Genomic DNA, 17,035 nt, shown 5'->3' on the forward strand with positions numbered 1-17,035 from the left:
GTGTGGACACTCCCTGGCTACGTGAAGACGAAGAGCACGCGTGGCGTGCGTTCCGGCGCCTGCTGATCGCGCTGCCGGCCCGGCTCAGCCGGGACCTGGCCCGCGACTCAGGGCTGTCGCCGGCCGACTACGAGGTGCTGAGCACGCTGTCGGAGAAGCCGAACCGGCGGTGGGCGCTCAAGGACCTCGCCGCCAAGATGGAGTGGTCGCGCAGCCGGCTGTCCCACCACGCGTCCCGCATGCAGGCTCGGGGCCTCGTCGACAAGGAGCCCGACCCCCAGGACGCCCGGGGCTGCATCCTGTGCCTGACCGACGCCGGCTTCACCGTGCTCGCCGAAGCCGCCCCGCACCACGTCGTCTCCGTACGACAGCGCTTCCTCGACCACCTGACCCCCGACGAACTCGCGGTGCTCCGCACGATCTCGACCCGGATCGCCGACCTGCCCGACTGACACCGACGACCAGCGGGCCAGGGCCTGTATCGGACGTGCGCGGGGCGCTCCCGTATCTGGCGTCTAGCGTGACGGTGACATCCTTGGCCGGTGTTCTCATCCGATCATGTGGGCGTCGTGTTCTTCGATGTCGATGGCACCCTCGTTCCAGCCACGAGTTCGTCGCTCTTTCTGGCTGACTTCCTTGGCCATCGGGACGAGCTGGTTAAGGCCGAGGACGCCTACGCCTCTGGCGACCTGGACAATCGGCAGGTCTCCGAGCTGGACGCCAGGGGCTGGGCAGGCGTGCGCGAAGAACAGGTCTCTGGCTGGCTCGATGGGCTGCCCTTGGTCTCGGGCATCGCGGAAACCGTGGGGTGGTGCCGGCGGAACGGTTTGGTGCCCGTGCTGGCAACTCTCGCCTGGTCACCGGTCGGCAGCTACCTGGCTGACCGATTCGGCTTCCACGCGTTCAGCGGGCCCCGGCTGGAGACCACCAGCGGCCGGTTCACGGGCCGCGTCGCCTGCCACTTCGACGAGTACAGCAAACGAGACTTCGCCCTCGCGAAGGCGCGGGAGTCGGGGGTGGCTCCCGGCTCGTGCGGGGCCGTCGGAGACAGTCGCTCCGATCTACCCCTGTTCGCTTCCGTTGGGCTGAGCGTGGCGTTCAACGCCTCGGCAGGAGCGCGGGCGGCTGCAACCGTAACGGTGGACGGCGGCGACCTACGAGGCGTGCTCCCTGCGCTGAGTCGCCTGGTCACAGCCACTCGTTGATGGCGGCGACGAGGACGGTCGCCTTGTAACGGACCGCGAGCTTGTCGTAGTGCGTAGCGACAGCCCGGTGCCTCTTGGGGCGGTTGATCCCGCACTCGACCGCATACCGCTCGCGGTAGTTCGACCGGGCCGAGGCGCGGTGGCCGGCCGTCACCACGATTGCCATGGGTTGCTGACCCTGCTCGACGGCCAGATGCAGCTTGGTGGTGAACCCGCCGCGCGAGCGGCCCAACCCGTGATCGCCCGGCTCGGCGAACTGGCGACGGGTCAGGATCCGCTGCCAGGTGCCGTCCCGCTGCCACCGGCGGAACAGGTCGTAGATCCGGCCCCAGGGCCCGTACTCGACGGGCGCATCCCGCCACGGAACACCGGTCCGGACCCGGAACCGTATGCCGCCGACGAGGCCAGACGGGCGGCCGTCCTATCCTGGCAGCCTTCGGCAACAGCGGCTCCCGCACCACCCACTGCTCGTCCGTGAGATCTCCCCGCCCCATGAACCGTGATCATTCATAACCGACGACCAGCGGACTAGGGCGACGTCGGGCTGACCAGTCCCGTCCGGTAGGCGAGGACGACGGCCTGGACGCGGTCGCGAAGTCCGAGTTTGGCGAGGATGTGGGCGACGTGGGTCTTGACGGTCGCCTCGGAGACGGTGAGGCGGCCGGCGATCTCGGCGTTGTTGAGGCCCTCGGCCAGCAGGCGCAGCACCTCGAGCTCGCGCGCGGTCAGGGCGGCCAGGTCGCGCGGAGCCGTGCGCGTCCCACCGTCGTGACGGCGGGCGAACCGCTCGACGAGGCGGCGGGTGATCGCGGGCGCGAGGAGCGCGTCGCCGGTGCGGACCAGCCGGACGGCGGCGAGCAGGTGTTCGGGGCTGACGTCCTTGAGGAGGAATCCGCTGGCTCCGGCGGTCAGCGCCGCGTACACGTACTCGTCGAGGTCGAAGGTCGTCAGCATGATCACGCTCGGCTGGTGGGCGTCGGCGGCGGTGAGGATGCGCCGGGTGGCCTCCAGGCCGTCGAGTTCGGGCATGCGGACGTCCATGAGGACCACGTCGGGGCGGGTGCGCCGGACGGCGTCGACCGCCTCGCTGCCGTTGGTGACCTCGGCGACCACGTCGATGCCGTCGCTGTTGAGGATCATCCGGAAGCCGGCCCGGACCAACGCCTGATCGTCCGCGATCACGACGCGCAGCGGCGAGGTCACCAGGCCTCCAGGGGAATTCTCACGTGGACGCGGTAGCCGCCGGTGGCCAGTGGCCCGGCGTGCAGGATTCCACCGTAGACGGCCAGCCGTTCCCGGAGCCCGACCAACCCGCGTCCGCTGCCGGTCGCTGCCGGCGCCTGCTCCGCGCCGCCGGTGTCGACCACCTCCACGCCCAGGTGCGCGGACTGGTAGTCGACGACGACGCTCGCGGACGCGCCGGGCGCGTGCCTGACCGTGTTCGTCAACGCCTCCTGCACCACCCGGTAGGCCGCCAGCTGGATTCCCGACGGCACGGGTCGTGGCTGCCCGGCCACGCGCAGTTGGACCGGCACGCCGCTGGCCCGTACGCCCGCGACGAGCGCGTCCAGGCGATCGAGGCCGGGCTGGGGTGCGAGATCGGCGGCGCCGGCCGGGTCGGAGCCGTCGGTGCCCATCGTCAGCAGCCCCATCACGTGACGCAGCTCGGACATCGCCGCCCGGCCGCCGGCCTCGACCGCGAGCAGCGCCTCGCGGGCCTGCTCCTGGTCGGCGGCCATCACCCGGCGGGCGGCGCCGGCCTGGATGACCATCATGCTCACGTTGTGGGTCACCACGTCGTGCAGTTCCCGCGCGATGCGGGCGCGTTCCTGTTCGGCGGCGCGGCGTAGCGCCTCCTGCCGTTCGCGTCGCAGCGCGGCCGCCCGCGCGCGTTCCTCCTCCGCCCGGCGTCGCCACCTGCGCAGTCCGTCCGTCGCGATGGCGATGGGGATCAGCACCAGGAACGGGACGGCGTCGGTGGAGACGGTGGGCAGCGTCGACGACGACTGGAGCTTGCTGTACAGCAGGGCCGCCGCGGCCTGGCTGGCCAGCGCGGGCAGCCGGTACGGGCTGTAGACCGCGGCGCTGTACGCGGCGAGGACGCAGGCGTAGAACGAGAATCGCAGCGTGGCCCGGTCGTCGGTCACCGCGGCCACCGCCGCGGCCGTGCCGATGACGATCCACAGCGCCGCCAACGGATAGCGGCGCCGTACCGCCAGTGGCGCCGCGATGAGCAGCATGACGACCGCCCAGACGAGGTGGTGCTGGGCCAGCGCCGGCGCGAGCGTCTCGACGGTCTCCGCCGGCCCCGACGACACGGGCGGTTGCGGGGGATCCGGCCGGTGCGGCACCGCGAAGTCGCCGGCCGGAGCGGGGAAGGGGACGCCGTAGCCGGCCTGGATCGCGACGAGGGCGAGGCCGAGCGCGAGGACCGCGTCGAGGACGAGGCTGCGCCGGGAGGGTCGGGGCAACGGACCCGACGGTCGCAGCAGCCGGCTCAGCCACGGCCGCGGATGCGTCGTCGTCGCCGCGTCGGTCACCCGGCCCATTCTGGCCGTGCCCCGAGGCCGACGGCATCGGTCTGAAGATCCAGTGGGCTCACGCCGGAAGCGTAGGCCGGAAGGATGACGCCCGTCCCCCTCGTCCCCGCCGCGCCGCCGAAGATCGACCACCGGGCCGACGCGTCCGGCCGCCGGCCGCGCCTAGCGTCGTCCACCAGCGAAACAGCACGCCGAGGGGGACGACCATGAACACGCCAGCCATCGAGCTGCGCAGCGTGACGCGCCGGTACGACGACGGGCCGCCGGCGCTGCACGAGACGACGCTGAGCATCGCGCCCGGTGAGGCCGTCGCCATCCTCGGGCCGTCCGGCAGCGGCAAGTCCACGCTGCTCAACCTGATCGCGGGCCTGGACCGGCCCAGCGGCGGCACCGTGACGGTGGACGGCGTACGCGTCGACAAGCTCAACGAGGCGGGCTCGGCCCGCTACCGCCGCGACAAGATCGGCATGGTGTTCCAGTTCTTCAACCTGCTCGACGACCTGACCGTCATCGACAACGTCGTCCTGCCCGCGCAGCTGTCCGGCACGGCGCGCGGCGCGGCCCGCCGCCGCGCCGGGCAGTTGCTGGACTCGCTCGGCGTCGCCCGGCACGCCGCCGCCTATCCCGGCCGGCTCTCCGGCGGCGAACGGCAGCGCGTGGCGGTGGCCAGGGCGCTGATGAACCGGCCGGCGCTGCTGCTGGCCGACGAGCCGACCGGCGCGCTGGACACCGCCTCCGGCGCGGAGGTCAAACGGTTGCTCAACGACCTGCACGCCGACGGCCAGACCATCGTGCTGGTCACCCACGACCTCGCCCTGGCGCAGGCGTGCGCGACCCGCACGATCCGGCTCGTCGACGGCCGGGTCGTCGCCGACGACACCCGGGCCGTCGCGGCGGGGCGGGCCCGATGAGCGCGATGGGTCGCGTGGTGCGCTCGGGCGTGACACGCCGACGGGTACAGACCGTGGTGATCGGGCTGGCCACGATGATGGCGGTGACCGCGTCGGTGCTCGGCGGGTCGCTGGTGGCCGCCTCCAGCGGACCGTTCGACCGCGCGTTCGCCCAGCAGGACGGCGCGCACCTCACGGCGCAGTTCGACGCCGACGAGACGACGGCCGCGCGGCTGACCGCCTCCGCGCGGGCGGACGGCGTCGCCGCGTCCGCCGGCCCGTTCCCGACCGTGACCGCCACGCCGCGCAGTACCGCCGACGTCGACCTGCCGCCGCTGACGGTCGTCGGGCGCGCGACGCCCGACGGAGACGTCGACCGGGTGCCGCTGAGCCAGGGACGGTGGGTCAGCGGCCCCGGCCAGATCGTGCTCTCCGCCGACCATCCCGCCGCGGCGTCCCCGCTGAACACCGTCCTGCGCTTTCCCGACCTGCCGGGGCAGCCGACGCTGACGGTGGTCGGCGTCGCCCGGTCGGTCAGCCGCACCGCCGACGCCTGGGTGTCGCCGTCCGACGTCACCACGTTGACCGGGCCCGGCGCGGCCGGCGGCTACCAGATGCTCTACCGCTTCGCCGAGGCGGACACCGCCGCGCACGTCGACCGGGGCCGGGCGGCGGTGGTCGCGCTCGTCGGACCGCGGGCGCTGGTCGGCGCGCAGTCGTGGCTCACCGTCAAGGACGCCAACGAGCGCGAGACCGCGTTGTTCGTGCCGTTCCTGGTCGCGTTCGGGGCGCTGGGGCTGGTGATGTCCGTGCTCGTCGTCGGCACCGTGATCGCCGGCGCCGTCGGCACCGCGACGCGACGGATCGGCATCCTCAAGGCCGTCGGGTTCACCCCCGCGCAGGTCGTGCGGGCGTACGTGGCCCAGGCGCTCGTTCCGGCCGGGGTGGGTGTCGCGGCCGGGGTCGTGGCCGGCAATCTCCTGGCCATCCCGGTGCTGGCCGACGCCGACCAGCTCTACGGCACGACCGACACCGGCGTCACCTGGTGGGTCGACGCCGTCGTGGTCGTCGGCGCGCTGGGCATGGTGGCGCTGACCGCGTGGGCCGCGGCGCTGCGGGCCGGCCGGCTCCGCACCGTCGACGCGATCGCCGTCGGCCGTACGCCCCGCCCTGGCCGTGGGCAGTGGGCCGCCCGGCTGACCGCCCGACTCCCGCTGCCGCGGCCGGTCAGCCTCGGACTGGCCCACCCGTTCGCCCGGCCCGGCCGCGCCGCCGCGGTGCTCGCCGCGATCACGTTCGGCGCCACCACGGTCACCTTCGCCGTCGGCGCGGCGGCCTCACTGGACCGGGTGCAGACCGCCAAGGACCACGCCGCCGCCGACGTCGTCATCGACACCTTCGCGCCGCCGCCCGGAACCGCACCTGCCCCCAACGCCGCGCCGCGCGCGTTGAGCGCCGACGAGGCCGCGACGATCACCGCGGCGATCGAGGCGCAACCCGGGACGGGCGGCTACTACAGCGTCGCCACCACCCAGGTCGCCGTCGCCGGGACGACCGGCTTCGCCCGCCTCGACGCCTTCACCGGCGACGCCTCCTGGGGCGGCTACGAGATCGTCTCCGGCCGGTGGTTCGCCCGCCCCGGGGAGGCGGCGGTGCCCAGCACGTTCCTGACCGCGACCGGCACCCGGATCGGCGACAGCGTCGTGGTGACCGACCGCGGCAGGGCGGTGTCGGTCCGGATCGTCGGCGAGGTGTTCCACCCGACCAACAACCTGCTGATGTTCGCCGACGCCGCGACGTTCGCCGCCACGAAGCCGAACCTGACCGCCGCGAGCTATCACATCCGCCTGGCCGACGGCGCCGACGTGACCGGGTACGTCGCCGGCCTGAACGAGACGCTGGCGACCTCGGGCTTCACCGCGGCGCCGCAAGGGCCCACCGACAGCAGCGGCACCATCGTGCTCCTCGACGCGTTGGCTGCCCTGCTCACCCTGATGCTGGTGGCGGTCGCCGCCATGGGCGTGCTGAACATGGTCGTGCTCGACACCCGCGAACGGGTCCGCGACCTCGGTATCCACAAGGCGTTGGGCATGACACCCCGGCAGACCGTCGCGATGGTCGTCGCGTCGGTGGCCGTGACCGGGCTGGCCGGCGGCGCGATCGGGGTCGCGGTCGGCGTCGCCGTGCACCGGGCGGTCATCCCCGCGATGGGCCACCGCGCCGGCGTCAACCTGCCCGCCTCCGTCACCGACGTCCACCAGCCGACCACGCTGCTGCTCCTCGGTCTCGGCGGCCTGCTCATCGCCGTCGCCGGCGCGCTCCTGCCGGCCGGTTGGGCCGCCCGCACCCGCACCGCCGTCGCCCTGCGCACCGAGTAGTCGCCTCGTCGCGGCGGCGGGAGGGGGAACGCGGGCACGGCTCCCGCGTCGAGGGCGCCCTTCCGCCGCCGCCGGTCGCGCTACGCGGCCCGGCCGCGCGCGGGAAGCCGGGCCGAGCGGGGCGGCTCGGTGCGGGGCCGGCCGACCCGGAACACCGCGAGCGGCTGGCCACCCACCCGCCCGGCGAGCCGGGCGGCGGTCACCGGGCAGTCGATGAGCTGGCTGAGCGGATGGACCGCCAGGCCGTGCCGGGCCAGGGTCAGCCAGGCGCGCAGGAGGCGCCGTCCCGCGGTGACGTGGTCCTCGCCCTCCGCCCGCATCACCAGGACGCTGCCGTCGTACCGCAGGAGGTTCCGGCCGCTGGCGGCCAGCAGCGCCGCGAGCCCCAGCCGTCGGGTGACCGGATACGCGCGCAGCGCGGCGGCCAGGAACCGCGCCTCGAACCGGGACAGGACGAGGGCCCGGTCGGTGAGACCGTCGAGGTGGTAGCGCGGATGGCGCGGGTCGAGGCGCAGCCAGTCGCGCAGCTCGACCGCGACGGCCGGGGTGTCGAACTGCCAGCGGTCGGCGACCGCGAGGTCGCGCGCGAGCTCCCGGGCCGGCAGGTGGACGAAGCCGGATTCGAGGTCGGCGAGCGCGGCCGCGTCGAGTGGCCCGGCCGCGTACGGGCCGCGGGCGACCCGCCGGGCCTCGATGTCGGCGATCGTGAACGGGGTCGGGTACCGGTGCGTCGCGGCGACCAGGCGGGGACCGGGCACCGCCGTGACGTCGAGGCCGAGGTCGGCGGCGACGACGAGGCACGTTTCGACGAACGCGCCGATCCCGAGGCCGAGGTCGCGCCCGGTCGGGTCGGAGTCGGGCAGCGAGCGGGCCGGGTCGACGTCGATGACGATCTGGTCGGCCTCGTACCCGGGCCGCCACGGCTGCGTGTTGTGCGCGCTCGGCGCCCGGCGGCAGACCGCCTCGTGCGCCCGTAGCCGCTCGACCCAGGTCATGCCGGCGCCCGCTCGTAGAACGTGTACCCGTGCAGCGGCCGTCCGCCGGCGCGCCGGTACTGGGCGGCCGAGGCGGCGTTCTCGCGCTCGACGAAGGTGCTGCGCAGCGTCCGGTAGCCACCGGCGGCGAGGTTGCGGTGCAACTGCCGCGACAGCAGGGTCAGGTATCCCTTGCCCTGTTCCTCGGGCACGGTGCCCTTGATGATCAGCACGGCGTCGCGGCGGTACCGGGCGCGGGTGGCCAGCAGACGAAGCTGGTTGAGCGGGCCGAGCCGGCCACCGACCGCCATGAGGAACTCGGAGATGTCCGGCACCGCCACGACGAACGCGATCGGCCGGCCGGCCTTCTCCAGCCAGAGCAGCAACCCCTCGTCGAGCAGGTACGCGAGGCCGTCGGTCTGCTCGGCCAGCTGCGCGGCGGAGATCTCCGTGTAGTAGCCGAGCTGCGCGAAGCTGGCGTTGAGCAGCTGCCGCAGGATCGGCAGCTGCCGGCGGAAGTGCCGCCGCGAGCCGTGCCGGACGACGAGCCGTTCCGCGGCGATGCGGGCGTCGTCGAAGCGGAACCCGTGATCACGGTCGGCGGGATCCGGGGCCGGTGTTGGGGCGGTGACCGGCGCCGACGCCGGGGCGGGGGCCACGGGGAGCGCGGCGGCGGTCGAGCCCGGCGCGAAAATCCCGCCGCGCAGGTCGACCAGCCAGGTGTCGGACTCGAAGCGGCGCCGGAAACCGTGCCGCTCGTACGTCGCGGGATAGTAGGCGGGGTTCCAGGCCGAATCCACGAAGCCGCGCTCGGCGAAGCCGGAGGTGATCACCCCGCCGGTCTGGTTGGGCAGCAACGCCACCGGGCCGAACAGCGGCCGGCCGTCGGCCCTGGCCTCGACCGTGTCCAGGATGGCGGCGAAGACCGCGTCGTCGTCGACGAACTCGGTGTGCCCGAACAGTTGCCGCGGCCCGACCTTGGCGTCGAAGGCGGCGCTGCGGTGCACGCTGGTCCGCCCGACCACCGCGCCGCGCGCGTCGCGGACCAGGAACAGCTCGGCGGTACGGCGGTGCGCGGCGATCACCGACGACAGCAGCGGCACGTACCGGTCGCTCGGGTGCAGGCGGAGCGGGAGGTCGACGAACGCCCGCAGGTCGGCCCGCGACCGCACCGGGGTCACCCTCATCGGCGGTGCACCGGCGGGCCGGCCGTCTCGGTGGACAGCGGGGTGAAGGTCGGGATGTGCGCCATCGCGTCGCCCTCGGCGCGCCAGACGCCGTTGCTGTAGCCCTCGGGCTCGGCGTTGTAGAGCCGGATGTAGCCGCCGGTCGCGTTGCGCGTGCCGTGGTCGGTGACCCAGCACATGAGGTCGCGGTGGTGGCGGCTGCGGGCGAACTTCAGCAGCGCGTCGCGGTCGCTGAAGAACGCGATGGTGCCGAGCGTGAACGGGAACTGGTAGTACACGGTGTGCCAGCGGTATCCGTCCATCCGCTTCATCTGCCGCACCATCCGGAACCAGGTGCGGGTGAGGGTGAGGATCGAGCGTGGCCCCCGGTAGCGGGTGGCGCCGACGAACATGGCGGTCGCCTGGCCGACGGGCGGCGCGGCGGAGAAATCGGAGGTCCTCACGTCGTCGCACCCTTCACCAGGTACACATTCTTGATCTTGGATGCCGTGCCGGCGAACGGCCCGGTGCCGTGGTCGTGGACCCGGACCCGCAGGTCGGCCGCGGACGGGTCCTCGGCGAGGGACTCGGCGAAGTCCCGGCTGGCCTGGGAGAGGTGGCGCAGCACCCCGGCCCGGCAGGTCTCGGCGAGGGCCAGCCGCTCGTCGGGGCCGAGCGCGGCGTCCTCGCGCAGTTGCAGGTTGACCACCGGCCGGCTCTCCAGGTCGGCGTGCTCCGCCAGCTCCAGGCAGAAGCTCTGCAGCAGGTGCGCGAGGGGATTGCCGGCGTAGAGGCCGTACTCGACGTCCTGCGGGTAGATGTTGGCGCCCATGTAGGAGATCGTGCTGTCCTTGCGGCCGAACAGGAACAGCAGCGGCAGCCGCATCCGGTCGGTCCGCGCGGCGCGTTCGGCGTCGCGCCGCGCGGCCGGGTCGCCGATCGCGGCCAGCACGTCCGGGTACGCGACCAGCCGGCCCTCGTCGCCGATGTTGTAGCGCACCTTGGGGTTGAGCACCGCCGTCGAGTTGATCGTGCAGATCACCTCGTGCTCGGCGTTGGTCTCCAGGTACGTCTCGAGCGGGTTGTACTGGAACACCATCGGCAGCCGGTGCTCGTCGGGGCCGAGCAGGGCGGCCCGCAGGGCGGCGTCGGTGCGCAGCCGGCGGCGGACCCAGACGGTGAGGTCGGTCTCCCCGGCGATGCCGATGGTCAGGTCGCTGGCGCCGTAGCCGGAGCGCACCTTCAGGAAGCGTTCCTCCAGGTAGTCGCGCAGCGCCTCGGTCATCCCCTCGCCGCCGACCAGACCGCTGATCCGGTACTCGCCCCAGGGGAAGTCCTCGGCGTCGAGCTTGTCGCGCAGGTGCTTCAGGAACGGCGGGTACGCGGTGACGATGTACTCGAAGCCGGGCCCGAAGTAGCGCAGCGTGTCGGCGATCTTCTGCAGGTCCGGGCCGGTGTTCTTCACCATGGCGATCTGGGCCATCGCGATGCCGGTGTTGGTGCCGGTGGCCCAGGCGCCCATCGAGTACGCGTTGATGACGAAGCGCCGCTTCGACGGGAACACCATCGTCGCGTAGCCGGCCAGGTTCTTGTGCACCGAGCGCAACTCGCGGCGGCTGCGGATCCAGTTGAACGGCTGACCGGACGAGCCCGACGACTCGTCGACCACGCTGCCGGCGATCTCGATCTCGCCGTGCCAGCAGCGCTGGGCCTCCGGGTACGCCTTCACGTACGACTGCTTGTCCGTCGGCGGGTACGACGACAGGTCGAACCAGCGGAACCGCCACCCGTTGCGCCGCAGGAAGTCGCCGTACGCGGGCACGTCGATAGCGGCGAACTGGCAGGTCATCCACGCGTGCAGGCGCGCGAAGCGACCCATGTACGGACGGTAGTTGCGCGCCATGAACCGCCACACCGCCGGATGGACCTGGTGCAGCGAATAGAGGCCGGTCAGCGAGAAGCTCGCGAACCGCAGCGTCCACTGGCGCAGGAAGGTCATCACCACGCGTCAAGGGTAGGAACGTCCGCAAGTCGTCACCTGGTCACGGATACTCAGCGGCCCTGGGTACCCCGGCCCACGAACGTCCGCCGGGGGCCGGGCGACGGCCGCCGTCCCGCACCTGCCGGCCGGAACCCGCCCGGCGTCCAGCCCGACCGTCTCACCCGGGCCGGCGCGACGACGTCCAGCCCTGGCGGTGCAGCCGTTCGATGCCGTCCAGCAGCAGGTCCAGCGCGAACTCGAACTCGAACTGGTCGTCGCAGCCCTGCCCCACGACCGACTCGTCGTCGTGGGACGCCGCGGCGGCGATCTCGGCGAGGCGCGGGAACCGGGCGGCGACCTCCGCCGGCAGGGCCGCCGGAGGACCGGGATCGGTCCCGCCGGACCGGCCGGCGCGCCGGGACGCGTCGAACAACTCCTGACTGAAGCCCAGGATCCGACTGCCCATCGCGTGCATCACGTGGTGTGCGAGATCGGTGGAGAACCCGCCGGCCAGGAGCGTGCCGACCGTCGAGTCGAGGTAGGAGAGGATGGCCGGCGTCGCCATGTTCCGCGACTCGATCGCGAGCGGCGCCCAGGGGTGGCGCCGCAGCACCTGCCGCGCCGAGAGGACGCGCCGGCGGAGGGTGTGCTTCCAGTCGGCGTCGGCGGCGGGCGGGTCGATCTCGCCGACGACCACGTCGATCATGCCGTCGAGCAGCTCGTCCTTGTTGGCCACGTGCTTGTAGAGGGCCATCGGCACGACACCCAGATCCTGGGCGAGGTTGCGCATGCTGAGGGACTCGATCCCGGCCTCGTCGGCGAGCGCCACGGCCGCGTGCAGGATCCGGTCCCTGCTCAGCGGTGCCCGGCGCAGCGTCTCGGCCATCTCGTCCCCGTCTCTCGGCAGCGGATTGAACCCTATCCGCCTTGACGGGTGTACGCCGTACACCTACCCTCAGGTGTACGGCGTACACCAGGGAGGGATCATGAAGGCGATCGTCCAGGACCGGTACGGCCCGCCGGAGACCCTCGCACTCGCGGACGTCCCCACGCCGGCGCCCGCCGCCGACGAGGTGCTCGTGCGGGTCGAGGCGGCGGCGCTGAACGCGTACGACTGGCATGCCATGCGGGGCGACCCCCGACTCGCCCGGCTGACGATGGGCCTGTCGAGGCCCCGGGCCCGCATCCGCGGCCGCGACTTCGCCGGCCGGGTCGAGGCCGTCGGCGCCCACGTCCGACGACTGCGCCCGGGCGACCCCGTCTTCGGCGACCTCGGCGACGCCAACGGCGCCTTCGCCGAGTACGTGTGCGTGCCCGAGACCACGGTCGCGCCGATGCCGGCGAACCTGACACCGCAGCAGGCCGCCGCCCTGCCGTTGGCCGGCACCACCGCACTGACGGGACTGTGCGACGTCGGGCGGGTCGGGGCTGGGGACCGCGTCCTCGTCAACGGCGCCTCCGGCGGCGTCGGCACCCTGGCGGTGCAACTGGCCAAGGCGCTCGGCGCGACCGTGACCGGGGTGTGCAGCACCCGCAACGTCGACCTGGTCCACTCCCTCGGCGCCGACCACGTCGTCGACTACACCCGCGAGGACTTCGCCCGCGACACGCGCCGCCACGACGTCGTGTTCGACCTCGTCGGCAACCGTTCCCTCACCGCGCTCCGGCGGGCGCTGACCCCGACCGGGACGCTGGTGCTCTCCGGCGGCGGCGTGTACCGCGGCGGCAGCCTCATCGGACCGGTCTGGCTGCTCGCACGCGGCCGGCTGATGGCGCCCCTCGCCCGGCACCGCATCGTCACCCTCACGGCGACACCCGACCGGCAGCACCTCGACACGCTTCGCGCCCACGCCGAGGCCGGCCGGCTCACCCCGGTCATCGACCGGACCTATCCGCTCCACGAGGTGCCTCGGGCCATCCGCTACCTCGAAGCCGAACACGCACGGGCGAAGGTGGTCATCACCGTCTGACGTCGCGGCCACGCCCGCCGGCCGGCCCGCTGCGGCGCGACACGGACGGCGCTGGCCGGAGCGTGCGCGGGCCGGCCGGCCGGCTCCGGCGCCCGCGCCGGAGCCACCCTGCCCGCCCCGGGTCGTGGGGCGGCCCGCCGGAACCGCGTGGTGCGGCGGCGACCACCTCGCCACCCTGACCCTCTCCAGGACGAGGAGATGCTCGCCGCGCTGGTGCGGCGCCGCCTGCGCCCGCTGTCGAAGGTGCGCGACAGCCAGCGGGAACCGCCGGCCGGCACCCCGCTCGCCCTGCTGCAGGAGAACATGAACGCCGACGCCGACGCCGACGCCGACGCCGACGCCGACGCCGACGCGGTCGAGCTGCACCTCCATCCGCAGACCGTCCGCCGCCGGCTGCGTCAGCACCCCGCCGGTCTGGCGGATCCACCGGACTACCTCGGGGAGAGTGTCCGGGGTGGGCGATATCGTCGCCGCCATGAGCACGCTCGACCGCCGCGCCCTCAACCGGGCGCTCCTGGCCCGCCAGCTCCTGCTGCGGCGGCACGACATGCCGGTCACCGACGCCCTCGAGCACCTCGTGGGGTTGCAGGCGCAGGAGCCGCTGGAGCCGTACGTCGGGTTGTGGAGCCGTCTGGCCGGCTTCCAGCCGCCGGCACTGGCCGAGCTGCTGGTGAGCCGGCGGGCGGTCCGCACGCTGCTGATGCGTCGCACCCTTCACCTGGTCACCGCCCGCGACTGTCTCGCCCTGCGGCCGGTGCACCAGGCGATGCTGGTCAAACGCATGTGGTCCACGCTGCGTCGGATGCTGCCCGGCGTCGACCTCGACGAGCTGGCGAAACTGGGCCGGCCGGTGTTCGAGGAGCGGCCGCGGATGCTGACCGAGGCGGCCCGCGAGATCGCCGACCGCTGGCCGGGAGTGGAGCCGCGCTGGCTCGGCGACGCGCTCAGCACACTGGTGCCGCTCGTGCAGGTGCCACCCCGCGGCGTCTGGGGCCAGCGCGGCGCCGCGCACAACACGACGGTCGAGGCGTGGTTGGGCCGCCCGTTGGAACCCGAGTCGCCGGCCACCGTCGACGCGCTGGTCCTGCGCTACCTCGCCGCTCACGGCCCGGCGGCCGCCGCCGACATCCGTGCCTGGTCGGGGCTGAGCGGGCTGCGGGAGTCCGTCCAACGGTTGCGCCCGCGGCTGCGGACCTTCCGCGACGAACGCGGCCGCGAGCTGCTCGACGTGCCCGACGGCGCGCTGCCCGACCCCGAGACCCCGGCGCCGCCGCGATTCCTGCCGGCTTTCGACAACGCGGTGCTCGGCTACGACGACCGCAGTCGCGTCATCGACGACGAGCATCGCGGGCTGAGCGTCACGGGCGCCCGCTTCCTGCTGGTCGACGGCCGGGTCGCGGGCACCTGGGCGGTCACCGCCGACGACGGCGCCGCGACGTTGCGGATCACGCCGCTGCGCGCGCTGACGACGGGCGAACGCGACGCCGTCGTCGCCGAGGGCGAGGACATGCTGGGCATGTTCCAGCCGGAGCCGCGCCGCGGCGACCGCGTCCTGATCGCCGACGCCTGACGCAGGTGGGCGCCGTGGCAGATCCGGAAATGGCGTTCTCCCGCCCGCGTGCCGAGCCATGGACTCCGCCGATGCCTGAGGTGTCGGGGGACTTCGAGATCCACATCACGGCTCACGCCGCACAGGCCGACAAGCTGTCGGCGTTCGCCGCCGATCGTGGGATGAAGTTCGTCCACATCGTGCTCGACCGCGGCGCGTACGTCTCGCAACCGATGCTCACCCCGACCGGGCGAGGCACCCTGACCGAGCAGCACGCCGCGGTGCGGCGCTGGCAGGGCGAACTGCGCGAGGCCGACATCCACCCGTGCCGCTCGAAGATCGAGGCCGCGCCGTGGTGCGCCGGCGTGCCGCAGTCGGACGAGCAGGCCGCCACCGAGCCGGGCGACCGGTACTTCGAGCATCACGTCAAACTGCTGCTGTTCCGCCCGGCGGTGGCGGATCTGCTGGCCTCACCGACCTGGTCGCGGCGCACGGCGCGCGGCTGTCCCGCAACGCCCGCCGGGAGCTGGCCGACGGCGCGCAGGAACGGTTCGTCAACCAACGCTGCCACGGCGTCGGCCTGGCCACGGCGAGGAAGCGGCTGGACGAGCTCGTCGACACCCTCCGCGCCGCGGGCCACGAGCCCACGGCGGTGGAGCAGGAGTACGTCGTGTTCGACAGCGACCGCCACCACGACCATGGCTGGCTCGACTCGCCCACGCCGACGGCGAGCGGTTGGGCCCGGGACCGCGAGACCCGGATGAGGTCCGCGCCGGCCGGCACCCCGCACTACCCGCCGACCTACCGGCCGCTGCCCGCCGGCCCGACGGTCCGCCAGCGGGCGGCCTTCGACCCGGCCCTCAAGCAGTACCCGAACGCCTACCGGGCCGGCGAGCCCGACTTCCTCGTGGCGGCCACCGGCCGCTCTGGACCGACGCCCGGCGCGCCGCCATGCGCCACGTCCTGACGGCCGTCGCCGCGAGCGACTGGGGTCGGCACCTGGTCCTGCGGGGCAGCGTCACGATGGCGGCCTGGGTCGGCGACGCCGCCCGCGAGCCGGGCGACCTCGACTTCGTCGTCACCCCGCACACCATCACCAGCGACAGCGCCGACGCCCGGGCGCTGCTCGACGAGATCAGGACCGCCGTCCGCGCCACGCCCGGCGCCGGCCTGCGACCAGACGCGATCACCGAGTCCGCCATCTGGACGTACGAACGAGCGGACGGACGCCGCCCCGTCATCCCGTTCAGCGCGCCGCAGGCGCCGGACGGCCACGTGCAGGTCGACATCACCGTCGACCAGGCCCTCGTCCGGCAGCTCATGAGGCCGGAACTCGGCGCCGAAGCCGACACGTTCACCGCCGAGACCGTGCTGTCCCGGCAGGTCGACTGGACCAACTGCACCGACGAGTATCCCGGCGTCACGGGCACCGCCGAGCAGTGGAGCAGGCGGCTGGCGCTCGCCCTCGACCGCGCCTGGGCCTGACCCTGCCGGGGCGGATCATTCGCAGCGGTCCTCGGCGCCCCGGCCGTACGGCTCGCAGCAGTCGGGGCGGTGGCGGTAGATTCGCAGGTCACGGCCGCGCCGGTGGCCGTACTCGGTGGTGATCTCGTACAGGCAGGTCTGCCAGACGACGGTCTCCCCGCCGCCGGGCACGACCTGGCCGTCGCCCGGCCCGCCGCGCAGCAGCACGTCCACGTTCCGACGGTACGCACACCACGGGCGGGCGGGGCCGGGTATCGGATTCTGCCGTTCGCGCGAGGCCGCGGCCGGCCCTGTCGACCGGAAGGCCGTGGCCGCGGACCGCCGTCGTCAGCCACGGCCGACGGCTCGTCACCGCCGCCCGCTCGTCGCGGGGTCCGTCGGCCGGGCCCGCCCGGGCGCGCTCACCTGGCGGCGGGGTGCAGGCCGCCGACGAACGCGGCGAACGTGGCCCGCTCCTCCTCGGTCATCGGCGCCTTCGGAATCATGATCGCCTGAAGCTTGCCGAACATGACGTACCAGACCTCGGACGTCTCGACGACGCGGCCGAGACCGCTCCACCGGAACCGCGACTCGGCAAGCGGGTAGGTCAGGGTGAGCCACTCGTCGTCCAACGTGATGTGCAGCCCGTCCCTGATGACGTCGGACTGCATACGCACCGACTGCGCCACCGTGATCGGCGGGATCGCCACCACGAACAGCAGCCCGAGGACCAGGACACCGTAGGCGAGCGGCGCCGACGGCTTCAGGGCCACCAGGGCGACGCCGAGGACGATCAGCACCCAGCCCATGACGCGGAGGGGTCTCAGCTGCGGCCGGAGGACGAAGTGGAGCGTCCGCCGCAGCTGTTTCTCGTCGTAGGGGACCAGCATGGAGATCCGCATCGCCGCATCCTTCCAG

17 protein-coding genes and 1 pseudogene are annotated in these 17,035 nt (G+C 73.5%); 8 read left to right on the forward strand and 10 right to left on the reverse strand.

Features of this window, described 5'->3' with window-relative positions; all coding sequences use genetic code 11:
• Positions 1-2: 2 nt before the first annotated feature.
• Positions 3-452 (forward strand): MarR family winged helix-turn-helix transcriptional regulator, encoded by a 450-nt coding sequence (locus GA0070606_RS27290; RefSeq protein WP_091105942.1) that lies wholly within the window; start codon positions 3-5, stop codon positions 450-452.
• A gap of 90 nt (positions 453-542) precedes the next feature.
• Positions 543-1,205 carry an HAD family hydrolase gene (locus GA0070606_RS27295; RefSeq protein ID WP_091105944.1) on the forward strand — a complete coding sequence of 221 codons (663 nt, stop codon included), beginning with the start codon at positions 543-545 and terminating at the stop codon, positions 1,203-1,205.
• Here GA0070606_RS27295 and GA0070606_RS27300 read toward each other — a convergent pair.
• From GA0070606_RS27300 to GA0070606_RS27310, 3 genes and pseudogenes are all read right to left on the reverse strand, one after another.
• Positions 1,189-1,699, reverse strand: a pseudogene (locus GA0070606_RS27300) (transposase). The gene GA0070606_RS27295 and the pseudogene GA0070606_RS27300 overlap by 17 nt on opposite strands.
• A 34-nt stretch (positions 1,700-1,733) precedes the next feature.
• Entirely contained in the window at positions 1,734-2,408 is a 675-nt protein-coding gene (locus tag GA0070606_RS27305) for a response regulator (protein ID WP_091105946.1), read from the reverse strand.
• Positions 2,405-3,745: a sensor histidine kinase gene (locus GA0070606_RS27310; RefSeq protein WP_245724826.1), complete on the reverse strand. Its 1,341-nt coding sequence runs from the start codon at positions 3,743-3,745 to the stop codon at positions 2,405-2,407. The genes GA0070606_RS27305 and GA0070606_RS27310 overlap by 4 nt, the downstream gene beginning before the upstream one ends.
• 206 nt (positions 3,746-3,951) lie before the next feature.
• Here GA0070606_RS27310 and GA0070606_RS27315 point away from each other — a divergent pair, with 206 nt between their 5' ends.
• Together GA0070606_RS27315 and GA0070606_RS27320 are read left to right on the forward strand one after the other, a co-directional pair.
• Positions 3,952-4,656, forward strand: coding sequence for an ABC transporter ATP-binding protein (locus GA0070606_RS27315; protein ID WP_091105951.1), 705 nt, complete (start codon positions 3,952-3,954; stop codon positions 4,654-4,656).
• A 29-nt stretch (positions 4,657-4,685) separates the two neighbouring features.
• On the forward strand, positions 4,686-7,013 hold the full coding sequence (locus GA0070606_RS27320) for an ABC transporter permease (protein ID WP_245724827.1): 2,328 nt from the start codon (positions 4,686-4,688) through the stop codon (positions 7,011-7,013).
• Positions 7,014-7,093: 80 nt separating this feature from the next.
• On the opposite strand, the gene GA0070606_RS27325 is transcribed toward GA0070606_RS27320, so the two are convergent.
• From GA0070606_RS27325 to GA0070606_RS27345, 5 genes are all read right to left on the reverse strand, one after another.
• Positions 7,094-8,008 (reverse strand): nitroreductase family protein, encoded by a 915-nt coding sequence (locus GA0070606_RS27325; RefSeq protein WP_091105957.1) that lies wholly within the window; start codon positions 8,006-8,008, stop codon positions 7,094-7,096.
• The gene (locus GA0070606_RS27330; RefSeq protein ID WP_091105960.1) at positions 8,005-9,174 is read right to left on the reverse strand and encodes a hypothetical protein; all 1,170 of its coding nucleotides are present in this window, start codon (positions 9,172-9,174) and stop codon (positions 8,005-8,007) included. The genes GA0070606_RS27325 and GA0070606_RS27330 overlap by 4 nt, the downstream gene beginning before the upstream one ends.
• Positions 9,171-9,617, reverse strand: a complete 447-nt coding sequence (locus tag GA0070606_RS27335; RefSeq protein WP_091105963.1) for a DUF4188 domain-containing protein — start codon at positions 9,615-9,617, stop codon at positions 9,171-9,173. The genes GA0070606_RS27330 and GA0070606_RS27335 overlap by 4 nt, the downstream gene beginning before the upstream one ends.
• Positions 9,614-11,152 carry a phenylacetate--CoA ligase family protein gene (locus GA0070606_RS27340; protein ID WP_176737585.1) on the reverse strand — a complete coding sequence of 513 codons (1,539 nt, stop codon included), beginning with the start codon at positions 11,150-11,152 and terminating at the stop codon, positions 9,614-9,616. Before GA0070606_RS27340 ends, GA0070606_RS27335 begins: the two co-directional genes overlap by 4 nt.
• A gap of 160 nt (positions 11,153-11,312) precedes the next feature.
• Positions 11,313-12,020, reverse strand: a complete 708-nt coding sequence (locus GA0070606_RS27345) for a TetR/AcrR family transcriptional regulator (RefSeq protein WP_091105966.1) — start codon at positions 12,018-12,020, stop codon at positions 11,313-11,315.
• Positions 12,021-12,120: 100 nt separating this feature from the next.
• Here GA0070606_RS27345 and GA0070606_RS27350 point away from each other — a divergent pair, with 100 nt between their 5' ends.
• The 4 genes from GA0070606_RS27350 to GA0070606_RS33570 all read left to right on the forward strand — a co-directional run bounded on the left by GA0070606_RS27350 (position 12,121) and on the right by GA0070606_RS33570 (position 16,138).
• On the forward strand, positions 12,121-13,104 hold the full coding sequence (locus tag GA0070606_RS27350) for an NAD(P)-dependent alcohol dehydrogenase (RefSeq protein WP_091105969.1): 984 nt from the start codon (positions 12,121-12,123) through the stop codon (positions 13,102-13,104).
• Positions 13,105-13,579: 475 nt separating this feature from the next.
• Positions 13,580-14,674 (forward strand): winged helix DNA-binding domain-containing protein, encoded by a 1,095-nt coding sequence (locus GA0070606_RS27355; RefSeq protein ID WP_091105971.1) that lies wholly within the window; start codon positions 13,580-13,582, stop codon positions 14,672-14,674.
• A 304-nt stretch (positions 14,675-14,978) separates the two neighbouring features.
• Positions 14,979-15,620, forward strand: coding sequence for a hypothetical protein (locus GA0070606_RS33565; RefSeq protein WP_245724828.1), 642 nt, complete (start codon positions 14,979-14,981; stop codon positions 15,618-15,620).
• Positions 15,605-16,138: a nucleotidyl transferase AbiEii/AbiGii toxin family protein gene (locus GA0070606_RS33570; protein WP_245724829.1), complete on the forward strand. Its 534-nt coding sequence runs from the start codon at positions 15,605-15,607 to the stop codon at positions 16,136-16,138. Before GA0070606_RS33565 ends, GA0070606_RS33570 begins: the two co-directional genes overlap by 16 nt.
• A 15-nt stretch (positions 16,139-16,153) precedes the next feature.
• Here GA0070606_RS33570 and GA0070606_RS27365 read toward each other — a convergent pair whose 3' ends face one another.
• Together GA0070606_RS27365 and GA0070606_RS27370 are read right to left on the reverse strand one after the other, a co-directional pair.
• Positions 16,154-16,351 (reverse strand): hypothetical protein, encoded by a 198-nt coding sequence (locus GA0070606_RS27365; protein ID WP_091105972.1) that lies wholly within the window; start codon positions 16,349-16,351, stop codon positions 16,154-16,156.
• Positions 16,352-16,539: 188 nt separating this feature from the next.
• Positions 16,540-17,019 (reverse strand): YcxB family protein, encoded by a 480-nt coding sequence (locus GA0070606_RS27370; RefSeq protein WP_091105975.1) that lies wholly within the window; start codon positions 17,017-17,019, stop codon positions 16,540-16,542.
• Positions 17,020-17,035 lie beyond the last annotated feature (16 nt).

This window comes from Micromonospora citrea (assembly GCF_900090315.1).
In the GTDB taxonomy this organism is placed as follows: Bacteria; Actinomycetota; Actinomycetes; order Mycobacteriales; family Micromonosporaceae; genus Micromonospora; species Micromonospora citrea.

Coding starts and splice junctions, on each gene's coding strand:
- GA0070606_RS27315 (WP_091105951.1), top strand. CDS start 3,952: ATGAACACGCCAGCCATCGAGCTGCGCAGCGTGACGCGCCGGTACGAC.
- GA0070606_RS27325 (WP_091105957.1), bottom strand. CDS start 8,008: ATGACCTGGGTCGAGCGGCTACGGGCGCACGAGGCGGTCTGCCGCCGG.
- GA0070606_RS27330 (WP_091105960.1), bottom strand. CDS start 9,174: ATGAGGGTGACCCCGGTGCGGTCGCGGGCCGACCTGCGGGCGTTCGTC.
- GA0070606_RS27340 (WP_176737585.1), bottom strand. CDS start 11,152: ATGACCTTCCTGCGCCAGTGGACGCTGCGGTTCGCGAGCTTCTCGCTG.
- GA0070606_RS27345 (WP_091105966.1), bottom strand. CDS start 12,020: ATGGCCGAGACGCTGCGCCGGGCACCGCTGAGCAGGGACCGGATCCTG.
- GA0070606_RS27350 (WP_091105969.1), top strand. CDS start 12,121: ATGAAGGCGATCGTCCAGGACCGGTACGGCCCGCCGGAGACCCTCGCA.
- GA0070606_RS27355 (WP_091105971.1), top strand. CDS start 13,580: ATGAGCACGCTCGACCGCCGCGCCCTCAACCGGGCGCTCCTGGCCCGC.
- GA0070606_RS33570 (WP_245724829.1), top strand. CDS start 15,605: ATGCGCCACGTCCTGACGGCCGTCGCCGCGAGCGACTGGGGTCGGCAC.
- GA0070606_RS27370 (WP_091105975.1), bottom strand. CDS start 17,019: ATGCGGATCTCCATGCTGGTCCCCTACGACGAGAAACAGCTGCGGCGG.